The 14382-nt window shown below is 46.9% G+C and carries 11 protein-coding genes; all 11 read left to right on the top strand.

What is annotated here, in order from left to right:
• The first annotated feature begins 66 nt into the window (after positions 1-66).
• The 11 genes from DXA66_RS00995 (at position 67) to DXA66_RS00945 (ending at position 14382) form a co-directional block, all read left to right on the top strand.
• Positions 67-1437 carry a citrate synthase gene (locus tag DXA66_RS00995; RefSeq protein WP_118526256.1) on the top strand — a complete coding sequence of 457 codons (1371 nt, stop codon included), beginning with the start codon at positions 67-69 and terminating at the stop codon, positions 1435-1437.
• On the top strand, positions 1437-2222 hold the full coding sequence (locus DXA66_RS00990; RefSeq protein WP_118526254.1) for a hypothetical protein: 786 nt from the start codon (positions 1437-1439) through the stop codon (positions 2220-2222). The genes DXA66_RS00995 and DXA66_RS00990 overlap by 1 nt, the downstream gene beginning before the upstream one ends.
• A gap of 198 nt (positions 2223-2420) precedes the next feature.
• Positions 2421-3452, top strand: a complete 1032-nt coding sequence (gene gap / locus DXA66_RS00985) for a type I glyceraldehyde-3-phosphate dehydrogenase (RefSeq protein ID WP_005945602.1) — start codon at positions 2421-2423, stop codon at positions 3450-3452.
• 502 nt (positions 3453-3954) lie between these two features.
• Positions 3955-4353 carry a hypothetical protein gene (locus DXA66_RS14730; protein ID WP_207664065.1) on the top strand — a complete coding sequence of 133 codons (399 nt, stop codon included), beginning with the start codon at positions 3955-3957 and terminating at the stop codon, positions 4351-4353.
• Between the two features lie 127 nt (positions 4354-4480).
• Complete coding sequence (locus DXA66_RS00975) at positions 4481-5728, top strand: nucleotide sugar dehydrogenase (protein ID WP_118526252.1); 1248 nt, start codon at positions 4481-4483, stop codon at positions 5726-5728.
• A 22-nt stretch (positions 5729-5750) separates the two neighbouring features.
• On the top strand, positions 5751-7424 hold the full coding sequence (locus DXA66_RS00970) for a phospho-sugar mutase (protein WP_118526250.1): 1674 nt from the start codon (positions 5751-5753) through the stop codon (positions 7422-7424).
• A gap of 21 nt (positions 7425-7445) precedes the next feature.
• Positions 7446-8756 carry a sugar phosphate nucleotidyltransferase gene (locus DXA66_RS00965; protein ID WP_118526248.1) on the top strand — a complete coding sequence of 437 codons (1311 nt, stop codon included), beginning with the start codon at positions 7446-7448 and terminating at the stop codon, positions 8754-8756.
• A gap of 21 nt (positions 8757-8777) precedes the next feature.
• Positions 8778-9743: a mannose-6-phosphate isomerase, class I gene (gene manA / locus DXA66_RS00960; protein ID WP_118526246.1), complete on the top strand. Its 966-nt coding sequence runs from the start codon at positions 8778-8780 to the stop codon at positions 9741-9743.
• A 51-nt stretch (positions 9744-9794) separates the two neighbouring features.
• Positions 9795-11168, top strand: coding sequence for a nucleotide sugar dehydrogenase (locus DXA66_RS00955; protein ID WP_118526244.1), 1374 nt, complete (start codon positions 9795-9797; stop codon positions 11166-11168).
• A gap of 27 nt (positions 11169-11195) precedes the next feature.
• A complete protein-coding gene (locus tag DXA66_RS00950) occupies positions 11196-13070 on the top strand; it encodes an alginate lyase family protein (protein ID WP_187119365.1) in 1875 nt (624 codons plus the stop codon).
• Positions 13071-13077: 7 nt separating this feature from the next.
• Positions 13078-14382: a phenylacetate--CoA ligase family protein gene (locus DXA66_RS00945; RefSeq protein WP_118526242.1), complete on the top strand. Its 1305-nt coding sequence runs from the start codon at positions 13078-13080 to the stop codon at positions 14380-14382.

Genomic DNA, 14382 nt, shown 5'->3' with positions numbered 1-14382 from the left:
GCATTATACCCATCATTGAGGGTGGGCGGGAAAGTATATAAATAGGATGAAAGGAGAATTCCCCTTATGAATTTTGCACATTCGGAGGTGGCAACGCTGGACCCGAACACAATGCGGACTTTGTGTGAGGAATATGTTGCCAACAACTACATCGATCCGGAGACGAGCGAACGTCTGGGGGTCAAGCGCGGCCTGCGCAACCCGGATGGCACTGGTGTGCTGGCCGGCCTGACCAACGTCTGCGACGTTGTGGGCTATAAAAAGGATCAGGAAGGCCATGTGATCCCCACTCCCGGCAAGCTGATCTACCGCGGTGTGAACATCAACGAGATCGTGGACGAGGCCTACCGCAATGACCGCTTTGTGTTTGAAGAGGTGATCTGGCTGCTGCTGTTCGGCAGTCTGCCCAACCGGGAGCAGCTGGACGATTTCTGTGAGATCCTGGCAGAGCACCGCGCCCTGCCGGAAGGCTTCATGGACACCATGAACGCCCCCTCGCCCAATATCATGAATAAGCTGCAGCGCTGCGTGCTGGGCCTTTACTCTTACGATGAGCACGCCGAGGATCTGAGTCTGGAGAACATCCTGAGCCAGAGCATCAATCTGATCGCCAGCATGCCCACCATGATGGTGAACGCTTACCAGATGAAACGCCGCTACTACGATAAGCAGAGCATGTTCTTCCACCTGCCCAAGCCCGGCCAGAGCACGGCAGAGCACATCCTGAGCACCTACCGTCCGGACCAGAAGTTCACCCACGAGGAAGCAAAGCTGCTGGATATGTGCCTGCTGGTGCACGCCGACCACGGCGGCGGCAACTGCTCCACCTTTACCACCCGTGTGCTGTCCTCCTCCGGCACCGATACCTACTCCGCAATCGCGGCGGCCATCGGTGCACTGAAGGGCCCCAAGCACGGCGGTGCCAACCTGATGGTGAACCGTCAGCTGAAGGATATCCTCAAGCATGTGGAAAACCCCGAGGACGACGATGAGGTGCGCGAGTATCTGCGCCGCATCCTGCGCAAGCAGGCGGGCGATGGCTCCGGCCTGATCTACGGCATGGGCCACGCGGTGTACACCATCAGCGACCCTCGTGAGGTGATCCTGAAGCAGCGCGCCCGCCATCTGGCCTACGACAAAGGCTTTGAGGAAGAGTATAATATGCTGTGCAGCATCGAACGGCTGGCCCCCGGCATCTTTGCCGAGGAAAAGGGCAGCACCAAGCCGGTGTGCGCCAACGTGGACCTGTTCAGCGGCCTGATCTACAACATGCTGGGCATCTCTGAGGATATTTACACCCCGCTGTTCGCCATTGCCCGTGTGCCCGGCTGGTGTGCACACCGCGTGGAAGAGGTGGTATTCGCCAACCGTATCATTCGTCCCGCTTACAAGTATCTGGGCGTGCGCCAGAAATATAAGCCGATTGAGGAACGCTGATGAATCCTTCTGTTTTGTTCGTTTTTATCCTGAGCATTCTGCTGGGCGTGCTGCGCGCGGCAGACCTTGCCTTTGGCACCGATGCCGTCACCGGTTTGTGCGTGGTCGGCTCGGTGTGGTGGCGCTATCTGGCACTGGGTATCGTGGTGCTGGCTGCAGTGCTTGTGGGCCGTACACAGCCTTCCCGCTCGGAAGCGGTGCGTAGCCGCAGGCCGCTGGCCGGTATTCTGGCTTTTGTCGGTGCAGTATGTTTTCTGGCCGCAGCGGGTGCACAGATCGCGCTGGGCGCAGCTTCCGGTCTGGGCGGCTTTGTGCGGTGCATTCTGGAATGCCTGTGCTCCGCGTGGCTCAGCACCATAGGCCGCTGCTGGCTCAGCCCCAACGAGTGGAAAAAGCCCTTTGGCGGGCTGTATCTGGCCGTGGCGGGCAGTCTGCTGTTCTACTGGAACGTGCTGCTGCGCTTTATGGAGAACAGCTCCAGCTGGCACCGCGTGACCCCTACAGCGGCGGTGTGGCAGGCGCTTGCGGCACTGGTGTTTTTGGCAGCGCTGGCCCGGGCGCTGCATGTCCCGCAGCCGGGCAATGGCAAAACACTGTGCGCAGCCGGGCTTGCCGCATTTGCACTTTGCCTGTGCTGGCAGCTGCCCTACGTACTGGTTTTGATGAGCGGCCTGAGCTGGGCCACACCGGCTGTCTGGCCGGAGATCTTTGCCGGACTGGGCCTTTGCTGCGTGGGCGGCATTGGCGGAGCGTGCGCTGCAGCCTGCTTGAACGGGGAGAGCTGACAAAAATGTTGGCACTCTGTTGGCGCAATTGCCGAAAAGCAGGGAATGAAAGGAATTAAAATCGTACAAAAGCAAAAAATGCAGTGAATGTCTTGTTAATTTTTTGGCAGATACTTGAAACTTTCTGCGTTTTGGTCTAAAATAAAGATACCGTGATTTATCCGATTATGGGTAAAATAATTAGGAGGTACTATTAACATGGCTGTTAGAGTTGCTATCAATGGTTTCGGTCGTATTGGTCGTCTGGCTTTCCGTCAGATGTTTGATGCTGAGGGTTACGAGGTCGTCGCAATCAACGACCTGACCAGCCCCAAGATGCTGGCTCACCTGCTGAAGTACGATACTGCTCAGGGTTCTTTCTGCGGCAAGATCGGCGAGGGCAAGCACACCGTCGAGGCTACCGAGGACTCCATCATTGTTGACGGCAAGGAGATCAAGATCTACGCTGTTAAGGACGCAAAGGACGCTCCCTGGGGCGAACTGAACGTTGATGTTGTTCTGGAGTGCACCGGCTTCTACACCAGCAAGGAGAAGAGCATGGCTCACATTCAGGCTGGCGCAAAGAAGGTCGTTATCTCTGCTCCCGCAGGCAACGATCTGAAGACCATTGTCTTCTCCGTCAACGAGAAGACCCTGACCGCTGAGGATCAGGTCATTTCTGCTGCTTCCTGCACCACCAACTGCCTGGCTCCCATGGCTAACACCCTGAACAAGACCTACCCCATCGTCTCCGGTATCATGACCACTGTTCATGCTTACACCGGCGACCAGATGATCCTGGATGGTCCTCAGCGCAAGGGCGATCTGCGCCGTGCTCGTGCTGGCGCACAGAACATCGTTCCCAACACCACCGGCGCTGCTAAGGCTATCGGCCTGGTCATCCCCGAGCTGAACGGCAAGCTGATCGGTTCTGCTCAGCGTGTGCCTGTTCCCACCGGCTCTACCACCATTCTGGTTGCTGTCGTCAAGGGCAAGGATGTCACCAAGGAGTCCATCAATGCTGCTATGAAGGCTGCTACTTCTGAGTCCTTCGGCTACAACGAGGATCAGATCGTTTCTTCCGATGTCATCGGCATGCGTTACGGCTCTCTGTTCGATGCTACCCAGACCATGGTCGCTAAGATCGACGACGACACCTATCAGGTTCAGGTCGTGTCTTGGTACGACAACGAGAACTCCTACACCTCTCAGATGGTCCGTACCATTAAGTACTTCGCTGAGAACTGCTAATCATAGCTCTACGCTCAAAAGCGCTTGAGGTGCCGTGCTGAATAACAGTTGATACCGGCTTTGCCGGTACGAACATGCTGTGATTGGCATGACAACAGGATATTGAGTTCAACACCCTTCCTTTTGCGGGTTTCCGTGAGGGGAAGGGTGTTTTTTTGCTGAAAAAAGCAATGGAACGAGTTTCTTTCCAAAATGAATATGTTGCAACAAAAAGACGGAATAAAGTACGGAAATCTTAGCCATGAAGCAGGCAATGATACAGCTGAAAAGTATTGTATCCCAAAGGAAAAAATGGTAAAATGTTTTTAGTGTCGATAAATACATTTACGAAATTGATATTGATGATTCTGGAAATAAAATGTCAATGAATTGCGGCGTAAATCAGTCAAAAACCTGGGCGTAAATGCGTCCGGGCTTTTTGTGATGTAAAGGAAACCGGGCCGGAGTTTGGCACGGTATGGGGATGAGATCCCTAAATGGGGAAAGCGACGGGAAAGGAAAAATGAAAGAGAAATTGAGGCTTGCTGTTTTTGGCCACAAAAGGTGGTCGAGAGAGGGCGGAGTAGAGATCGTTGTCAAAGAGCTCTGCACCCGAATGGCACAGAATGGTTGTGACGTGACCTGCTACAATAGAGCAGGCCATCATGTGAGTGGTGCAGAGTACGATGATGCCAGTAAAATTGAATACGCTGGAATCTGCCAGAAATATGTTCCGACCATTCAGCGGAGAGGGGATGGAGATATAATACGCGGCTGTCATAATAGGGACAAGGGTACGGCAGAGAATGAAAGGCTCCGCAACCCGAAGTTCATATTTTCTTACCCGAAGAATGAACGACTGATCTTTTTGGATGGCAGCAATGCCATCCAGAAAGAAATCTCGACCATGAGGGTGGGGTGACAGCCAGCGGACAGGCGAGCGAGCCTATCCGCTATTTGTGCTGTCTGGAAATATATTGGTTTGATGTGAAAATAGATGAGAAAAACGTTTTAACGAATAGATTTTAAAAGCGTAGGAGGAGAAAAAGGTGGAAAATTATAAGATTGCTGTTGCGGGTACAGGCTATGTTGGTTTGTCGATTGCGACCCTGCTTTCCCAGCATCATCATGTGACCGCTGTGGATATTATCCCGGAGAAGGTCGAGATGATTAATAACCGGAAGTCTCCGATTCAGGATGACTATATTGAAAAATATCTGGCAGAAAAGGATCTGGATCTGACTGCAACGCTGGATGCAAAGGCTGCATACTCGAATGCGGATTTTGTTGTGATTGCGGCCCCCACAAATTACGATAGCCACACCCAACACTTTGACACATCTGCCGTCGAAGCTGTGATCAAGCTGGTCATGGAGTATAACCCGAACGCTATCATGGTTATCAAGTCTACGATTCCTGTGGGCTATACGGCAAGTGTAAGAGAAAAGTTCAACAGCAAAAATATCATTTTCAGCCCGGAATTCCTGCGTGAATCCAAGGCCCTCTACGATAACCTGTATCCTTCCCGCATTATCGTTGGAACTGACCTGAACGATGAGCGTCTGGTAGAAGCTGCTCATGAGTTTGCCGGTCTGTTGCAGGAAGGTGCAATCAAAGAGAACATTGACACGCTGTTCATGGGCTTCACTGAGGCCGAGGCGGTCAAGCTGTTCGCAAATACCTATCTGGCTCTGCGTGTTGCTTACTTCAATGAACTGGATACCTATGCAGAAAGTAAGGGTCTGAACACCCAGCAGATCATTGACGGTGTTTGCCTTGATCCTCGTATCGGCAGCCACTACAACAATCCGAGCTTTGGCTATGGCGGTTACTGCCTGCCGAAAGATACGAAGCAGCTGCTGGCAAATTATGCAGATGTGCCGGAAAACCTGATTGAGGCTATTGTTGAGAGCAATAGAACTCGTAAGGACTTCATCGCTGACCGTGTCCTGAAGCTCGCTGGCTACTATGGTTACGATGCAGAGAATGAGTTCGATGAGGACAAGGAGAAATCCGTCACGATTGGCGTTTACCGCCTGACCATGAAATCTAATTCGGACAACTTCCGTCAGAGCTCCATTCAGGGTGTCATGAAGCGCATTAAAGCAAAAGGCGCAACGGTCATTATTTATGAGCCGACCCTGAAAGATGGTGAGACTTTCTTCGGTTCTGTAGTGGTCAACGATCTGGCGAAGTTCAAGGAAATGAGCCATGCCATCATCGCAAACCGCTATGACAAGTGCCTTGATGACGTGAAAGAGAAAGTTTACACGAGAGATATTTTCCAGCGTGACTAAGAGATAGATGAGGGAACAATAGATGGATATTAAGAAAGAATATGAGCGTTGGCTGGAAAATGCGACGGCAGATGCCAATGTTGCTGCTGAGTTGAAAACGCTGGATAATGCAAAAATCGAAGATGCATTCTACCGCGACCTTGCGTTTGGCACCGGTGGTTTGCGTGGCGTAATTGGTGCAGGCACCAACCGCATGAATATCTACACTGTGGCTAAAGCATCGCAGGGACTGGCAGACTATCTGAAGAAAAACTTCGCTGAACCCTCTGTGGCGATTGGCTATGACAGCCGCATCAAAAGCGATGTATTTGCAAAGGTGGCGGCCGGTGTGTTTGCGGCGAATGGTGTCAAGGTGAATATCTGGCCTGTTTTGATGCCTGTTCCTACCGTGTCCTTTGCGACCCGATATCTGCACACCTCTGCCGGTGTCATGGTGACGGCTTCCCACAACCCCAGCAAATACAACGGCTACAAAGTTTATGGCGCAGATGGCTGCCAGATTACGACGGAAGCCGCTGCAGAAATTCTTGCGGAGATTGAAAAACTGGACATCTTTGCCGATGTAAAGCACAGCAATTTTGAAACTGGTCTTGTAAATGGAAGCATCCAGTACATCCCAGATGAGGTCTACACTGCCTTTGTAAATGAGGTCAAGAATCAGTCTGTTCTGTTTGGCGAAGAGGTCAATAAGGATGTGGCGATTGTTTACAGTCCGCTGAATGGTACTGGTTTGAAGCCTGTGACCCGCACTCTGAAAGAGATGGGCTACACCAATATCACGGTGGTCAAGGAACAGGAGCAGCCGGATGGCAACTTCCCAACTTGCCCTTACCCGAATCCGGAAATTAAGGAAGCCATGGCACTGGGCATGGAGTATGCCAAGAAGTGCAACGCTGATCTGCTGCTTGCCACCGACCCGGACTGCGATCGTGTAGGCATTGCAGTCAAGAACAAAGCAGGCGAGTATGAACTACTGACCGGAAACCAGACCGGTATGTTACTGCTTGATTACATTTGCAGCCAGCGCCAGAAACATGGCAAGATGCCTGCTGACTCTGTCATGGTCAAGACCATCGTGACGATGGACATGGGCGAGCAGATTGCAACTCACTATGGCCTGCGCACTATTAATGTGCTGACCGGCTTCAAGTTTATCGGTGAGCAGATCGGCAAATTGGAAAAGCAGGGCAAGGCAGACAGCTATGTGTTCGGCTTTGAGGAAAGCTATGGCTATTTGACTGGCTCCTACGTCCGGGATAAGGACGGCGTGGACGGCGCTTACATGATCTGCGAGATGTTCAGTTACTATGCCACCAAGGGCATCAGCCTGCTGGATAAGCTAGACGAGCTGTATAAGACCTATGGCTACTGCCTGAACACCCTGCATAGTTACGAATTTGACGGCAGTGCTGGTTTTGCTAAGATGCAGGGCATCATGCAGGCATTCCGTGGAGACATTAAGGAGTTTGGAGGCAAGAAAGTCGTAAAGCTACTGGATTATGCACATGGTCTGGATGGTCTGCCAAAGTCCGATGTGCTGAAATTCCTGTTGGAAGATAACTGTTCTATCGTGGTTCGTCCTTCCGGTACGGAGCCGAAGCTCAAGACCTATATCTCTGTCAGCGCAGAGAATAAGGAAGCCGCCGATAAGGTGGAAGCAGAGATCTGCAAGAGTGCAGAAACATACTTGAAATAATAGATGGTGGGAGAAAATACAATGAATATTATTTTACTTTCTGGTGGCTCTGGCAAACGTCTCTGGCCTCTTTCCAATGATGTGCGCAGCAAGCAGTTTATCAAGCTGTTTAAGAATAATGATGAGTATGAGTCTATGGTTCAGCGTGTGTATCGTCAGATTACTACCGTAGATGCAGATGCAAAAATTACGATTGCAACAAGTAAATCGCAGGCAAGTGCTATTAAGAACCAACTGGGTGAGAAAGCATTTATTTGTGTAGAGCCTTGCCGTCGTGACACGTTCCCGGCCATTGCACTGGCAGCAGCTTATCTCCATGATGAACTGGGCGTGGCAGAGGATGAGGCTGTTATTGTCTGCCCGGTTGACCCTTATGTAGATAATACCTATTACGAAGCTGTAAAGACCTTGCAAGAGTTGGCAGAGCAGGGCGGTGCAAACTTGACTTTGATGGGCATTGAGCCAACGGTACCGAGTGAAAAGTATGGTTATATTATCCCGGAAAGCGGTGAAAATGTCAGTAAGGTTAAGGAATTCAAGGAAAAGCCTGATAAGGAAACTGCTAAAAAGTATCTGGCGCAGAGCGCACTGTGGAATGCTGGTATCTTTGCATTTAAGCTAGGATATCTGCAGGACAAAGCACACAGCATGATTGATTTCGAAGATTACCGCGACCTGTTCAATAAGTATGATACCTTGACTAAAATCAGCTTCGACTATGCAGTAGTCGAGAAAGAATCCAGCATTCAGGTACTCCGTTACAGCGGTGCCTGGAAGGATGTCGGCACATGGAACATGATGGCTGAAGTCATGGCGGATAAGACCAAGGGCAAAGCTATTCTGGATGAGACCTGTGAAAACACCAATGTGGTCAATGAACTGAATATCCCTATTCTTTGCATGGGCTGTAAAGATCTTATTGTGGCAGCGAGCGGTGATGGCATCTTGATTTCTGATAAAGAACGCAGCGGTAAAATGAAGCCCTATGTGGAAAAAATCGAGACTGAGGCGATGTATGCTGAGAAGTCTTGGGGGACTTATACAGTTATCGATGTGCAGCCGGGTTCTATGACTGTCAAGGTTTCCATGAGAGCTGGCGAGCATATGACCTACCATATGCATAATTACCGTGAGGAAGTATGGACTGTCGTTTCTGGTAAGGGTAAGGCGATTGTGGACGGTATGGAACAAGTGCTCCGCACTGGTGATGTAATTACGATTGCAGCAGGCTGCAGGCATACAGTTGAAGCGATTACTCCGCTGGATATGATCGAAGTGCAGTTGGGCGACGAGATTAGTGTCACAGATAAGATTAAATTTCCAATGAAATAAGAAATAGTGGGAGACAGAGTAATGGAAATCATGAAATTGATTCCGATGGGTAAAGATTATTTGTGGGGTGGTACTCGACTTCGGGAAGAATATGGTAAAAAGATTGATTTAACACCATTAGCAGAAACCTGGGAGTGTTCGGTTCATCGGGACGGTCCCAGCTATGTGGCAAATGGTACATATAAAGGAAAAACACTGGCTGAAGTATTGAAAGCACATCCGGAATATCTCGGTACAAAGATAGAAGATGGTGAACTTCCAGTTTTGGTTAAGTTCATCGATGCCAAGAAAGACTTGTCCGTTCAGGTTCATCCTAGTGATGAGTATGCAAGAGAGCATGAAAGAGACAATGGTAAGACCGAAATGTGGTATGTCATTGATGCTGATGAGGGTGCAAGTCTTATATATGGCTTTCAGCATGAGGTAACAGAGGAAATCCTCCGAAAAGCGGTTGATACCGGAACACTGGACAAGCATCTGCAAAAGGTTCCAGTTCACAAGGGCGATACATATTTTGTTCCGGCAGGAACGGTACATGGCATCGGGAAGGGTATCCTGATTGCTGAAATTCAGGAAAGCTCCAATGTGACCTATCGTGTCTACGACTATGACCGTGTGGATAAGAATGGTAAAAAACGCGAACTGCATTTTGACAAAGCTGTGCAGGTCATGAATATGAAGGTTGCACCAGATGTGAGTCAGAAACCGAGAATGGTGAAATACTATTCTGGCTGCTCTCGTGAGTTGCTTTGCCGTTGCAAATATTTTGAAACAGAAAGAATACAAGTAACGAAGGGTTTTGCCTTTTCTGTGATGGATACTTCTTTTCAGATATTAATGTGCCTGAGCGGATATGGCGAGGTTCAGACAATGGATGCTGAACAGAAACCGATGCGTTTCAGCAGGGGGGAAACTTTGTTCTTGCCTGCTGGGCTTGGTAGATGCTTGGTTGTTGGTGATGCAGAACTGATTAAAGTTCGATGCTGAAAATTGGTGGAGAATGGAAACCATTTCTTATAAAGTAAAGGAGTTATTAAGATGAACATTAGTATTTTTGGTTTGGGTTATGTTGGCTGTGTTGGCGCTGCTTGCTGTGCCAAGCTGGGTCATCATGTTATTGGCAATGATGTGTCAGAGAATAAGGTGAATCTGATTAATCAGGGACGTCCGACTATCATTGAGGCAGAAATTGATGAGCTGTGCAAAGAGGCTCACGATAAAGGACTGCTTGAAGCTACAATGGACTATCATTATGCAGTACATAACTCTGAAATTTCTTTTATTGTTGTTGGAACACCGAGCAGCAAGGAAGGTCATCTGAATCTGAAGTATATCTACGAGGTTGCCCGCCAGATTGGTGAAGCAATGCGTGATAAAGACGATTTTCATATTGTGGCAATCCGCAGCACTGTTCTTCCTGGAACGAATGCTAAAGTTGGAGAAATCATCGCGGAGGCATCTGGTAAGAAGCGTGGTGAAGGATTCACTGTTGTGTCTAATCCTGAGTTCTTGCGTGAAGGAACTGCTGTTCAGGATTACATGAATCCGCCGCTTACACTCATTGGTACTGATAGCGAAATTGCGGAAGAAAAGTTCCGTGAACTTTACAAGGATATTCCGGGTGAATTTATCTCTACCGATATTGGCGTTGCTGAGATGATGAAATATGTTGACAATACTTACCATGGTTTGAAGATTGTTTTTGCAAATGAGGTGGGGAATATTTGCAAGGCATTGGGTATTGATAGCCATAAGGTTATGGAGATTTTCTGCAAAGATAAGCAGCTGAATATCTCTCCTTACTATTTCAAACCCGGTTTTGCTTATGGTGGTTCCTGCTTGCCGAAGGACTCCAAGGCGCTGCGCACACTGGCGCACGATTTGTATGTTGACTGCCCGGTTATCAACGCAATCAATCCGTCAAATGAACTTCAGAAAAAGAATGCGATTGACATTATTGAGAGTAAGGGCAAACGCAAGATTGGTATTCTTGGGTTGAGTTTTAAGGCGGGTACAGACGATCTGCGTTGCAGCCCTATTATTGATGTTGCTGATGCTCTGTTGGGTAAGGGCTACGAGATTAAGATCTACGATAAGAACGTTGCCATTTCCCAGAAAACCAATACGAATGCAGACTTCATCGCTGCAAAGCTTCCGCATCTGCATGGAATCATTACCGATGATTTGGATTCTGTATGCTCGGCAAGTGATGTGCTTGTAATTACGAACAAGGGAAAAGAATTTGCAGATGTGCCTGCAAAGTATCCTCACAAAGCAATTGTTGATCTAGTGCGTCAGTTCCAGACGATTGATTACGAAGGAAACTATGAGGGCATTAGCTGGGGCAACATCAACCAGAATCCTGCTCAGAATGACAAACTGGTGCGGGATATGGCTACTACAGAGTTTTAATTAAGAAGAAAATTTGGAGGTTCGGTCATGGCTGATTTTGCGTGGCTTGTGCGGCGACTGAAGGCAATGAGTGCGCCAGAGGTTGCATGGAGAATATCGCAGAAAGCGATTCAGAAAAGTGAAGAAAATAGATTCAAGTCGCGTAAAACAGCCGTGACCGAGATTTTATTTAACGAAAAGCTGTCTGCGTTGCAGTTGGATGCAGATAGAATGCACCTGAATTGGGATAATAAGACATTTTCACTGGGAACGGAAATCCCGTTATTAGGGGGGTATCACTATGAGACCTATAAAAAGAGGTGGAATGCTGGATTCCAGACAGAAAATAACTGGCCGGAACAGTTTAGCTATGGGATGGAGTATAAGCAACGTGATGACATTGGCGATGCCAGAACAAACTGGGAATTAAATCGTCATTTTCAATTTGCGCTGTTAGCAAAGGTTTATTATGTGAGTGGTGATAAAAAGGTTCTTTTAGAGTTTGAAAATCTGTTTAATGACTGGAATCAGAAAAACCCTTTTCTATGGGGGATTTCATGGACAAGCGTCATGGAAATTGCCATTCGGTGTAGCAACTGGTGTTATGCTTGGTGTTTCTTAAAAAAAGCGGGTGCACCTGATAAGCTGTCAGTACAACTGCAAACAGGAATCCTTAACATGACGGACTACATTGCTAGGCACTATTCAAGGTATTCATCAGCTAATAATCACCTGATTGTGGAGGCGTACGCAATAGGGCAGACGGGTGTTTTGTGTGACTATAAGCCTTGGATTGACTTAGCGGTAAATATTCTCACAAGAGAGCTACCTTTGCAAAACTATTCTGATGGTGTAAATAAGGAACTGTCGTTGCATTATCAATCTTTTTATATGGAAGCAATGGGATTGATGATGCGATTGCTTGTGAAAAATAAAATATCTGTTCCGAAGAACTGGAAACCAACGCTGAAAAAAATGTGCTCTTACATGGCAGACTGCATGGGTGATTACGGCGAAATGATGGTATTTGGAGATGATGATGAAGGAAAAATTCTTGATTTACAAGGGGGCTTCAATCATTATCAATATGTACTTGGGCTTTTCAGTTTTCTGCTGGATGAGCAGTATATAAATCTTCACAAAGTGGGTAATGAAAATCTGAATTGGCTCTTTAGCACCGAGGATTGCAATATAGCTCTAAGCAAGTCGTTATACCAAGTGCCACTTGATGCCTGCTATAAATGTGGTGGAAATACAATTCTTAGAAGTCGTGATCACAGGATTCTGATTGGAATTGATCACGCGGCGTTAGGGTTTGGAACCATTGCAGCGCACGGTCATGCGGATGCCTTGAGTTTTCAAATGTATGTAAATGGATTACCTGTTTTTATAGATCCTGGTACATACATTTATCATTGTGATATTGAAAGCAGAAACGCCTATCGAAAAACTGAGAATCATAATACTGTCTGCATCAATGGAAGAGATCAGTCGGAGATGCTTGGAGCTTTTTTGTGGGGAAAACGAGCAGAGAGCCAGCTAATATCACACTCAAATGCGCAGGGAAAAATAGAACTTACAGCTTCTCATGATGGATATTCACCTGCAAAGCATATACGAAAGTATGAATTTGATGGAGAGTCTGTATTGACGATTACGGATCGGGTCGAAAATTTGAATTCGGGCGATAAAATACAGATTAATTACATTCTCGCTCCTGAATGCCAGATGAAGATTGCGGGTAATATAATCAGTGTTTATGATCGAGATATCAAGCTGAAAATGATTGTTGATAGTTCCAATGCTAGAATATGGACGGAAGATGTGCAATGTTCTGTAAAGTATGGGGAACAGCAATGTACAAAGAAAATTGTTGTAGGAACTCCAACAGGCATCGCGGTAGTGAAAATTATTGTAGAGTGAGGGAAATATGGGAATTGCATTATTAAAAAAATTGAATACATGCATGCCAGATCCGCTGAAGCAAATGGCGGCGCCAGTGATTCGGGCAAAATTGATTTACAATACAGAATTTCAGAAGCAGTTTAATACGTTGGAGAAAGCGCAGTATTCTTCTGCTGCAGACATTGAAAAAATGCAGTTTGAAAAATTGAAGGCTGTTCTTATTCATGCATACGAGCATGTTCCATACTATCATAAGATCTTTGATAAATGTGGACTTAATGTCTATAACATTAAAGATTCTTCCGAAATTAGTAAAATACCAACACTAGATAAAGCAGAGATTATTGCCAATTTTGATGAACTGCAAGCAGATGATATTGACGATTTCTATTCGGCAACAACGGGAGGAAGTACAGGAACGCCTTTGAAAGTAAATCTGGACAGAGATTCAATCTATAAGGAACGTGCCTTTATTTATCATTTCTGGGAGCAGCATGGATACAGTTACAAATCATCAAAAATGGCATCTTTTAGAGGTACAGATTTTCACGGGGGATTTATCAAGTATAACCCGTTATACAATGAAATACAACTGAACCCATGTGAGATTAATACGGAGACAATAAGCGAGTACATAAAGAGAATGGAGTCATTTGGTGTTGATTTTCTTCATGGTTTTCCATCGGCAATCTACAGCTTATGCAAATGTGCAAAGCAGTTGAATATTGACTTAAAAAACAAGTATAAGGCTGTTTTTTTGATTTCTGAAAACATCTATGATTTTCAGAGGAAAATGATAAAGGAAGTTCTTGAATGCGACACATTTGCATTTTTTGGACACACGGAAAGAGCTGTGTTTGCGGAACAAATCGGGGGGGGGTATCGATTTAACCCCCTTTATGGCTATGTTCAAATAGATACTGATGGAAGCATAATATGTACTGGATTTATTAATCAGAAAATGCCACTGATAAGATATAGACTTGATGATACTGCTACACCATACTACGATCTATTTAAAATAGAAGGGCATCGGGATGGTGTTCTATACGGTAATGACGGAGAGATAATTTCCGCTGCAATGCTAGAAGTACACAGTCCGATTCTGGACAAAATCGCTAATTACCAATTTGTTCAGGAATATAAAGGAACAGTCGAAGTAAACGTGATTCCATTTAATAATCTGACAGAGAGGGAAATTGAATCTGTTAGAGACCTTTTCCAGAATAAAATTGGGTTGGCAATAACCGTTCAGGTAAATGTTGTACGTGCAATGGAGTATACATCAAGAGGAAAATATAAATTGATAATACAAAGAGTGAGAGGATAA

Source organism: Faecalibacterium sp. OF03-6AC, assembly GCF_003478175.1.
Taxonomy (GTDB): domain Bacteria; phylum Bacillota; class Clostridia; order Oscillospirales; family Ruminococcaceae; genus Faecalibacterium; species Faecalibacterium taiwanense.
This window is presented reverse-complemented; position numbering and strand designations above follow the sequence as displayed.

What these genes read in the sequence shown, in the direction of transcription:
- DXA66_RS00995 (WP_118526256.1), top strand. Translation starts at nt 67, where the DNA reads ATGAATTTTGCACATTCGGAGGTGGCAACGCTGGACCCGAACACAATG.
- DXA66_RS00990 (WP_118526254.1), top strand. Translation starts at nt 1,437, where the DNA reads ATGAATCCTTCTGTTTTGTTCGTTTTTATCCTGAGCATTCTGCTGGGC.
- gap (WP_005945602.1), top strand. Translation starts at nt 2,421, where the DNA reads ATGGCTGTTAGAGTTGCTATCAATGGTTTCGGTCGTATTGGTCGTCTG.
- DXA66_RS14730 (WP_207664065.1), top strand. Translation starts at nt 3,955, where the DNA reads ATGAAAGAGAAATTGAGGCTTGCTGTTTTTGGCCACAAAAGGTGGTCG.
- DXA66_RS00970 (WP_118526250.1), top strand. Translation starts at nt 5,751, where the DNA reads ATGGATATTAAGAAAGAATATGAGCGTTGGCTGGAAAATGCGACGGCA.
- DXA66_RS00965 (WP_118526248.1), top strand. Translation starts at nt 7,446, where the DNA reads ATGAATATTATTTTACTTTCTGGTGGCTCTGGCAAACGTCTCTGGCCT.
- manA (WP_118526246.1), top strand. Translation starts at nt 8,778, where the DNA reads ATGGAAATCATGAAATTGATTCCGATGGGTAAAGATTATTTGTGGGGT.
- DXA66_RS00955 (WP_118526244.1), top strand. Translation starts at nt 9,795, where the DNA reads ATGAACATTAGTATTTTTGGTTTGGGTTATGTTGGCTGTGTTGGCGCT.
- DXA66_RS00950 (WP_187119365.1), top strand. Translation starts at nt 11,196, where the DNA reads ATGGCTGATTTTGCGTGGCTTGTGCGGCGACTGAAGGCAATGAGTGCG.
- DXA66_RS00945 (WP_118526242.1), top strand. Translation starts at nt 13,078, where the DNA reads ATGGGAATTGCATTATTAAAAAAATTGAATACATGCATGCCAGATCCG.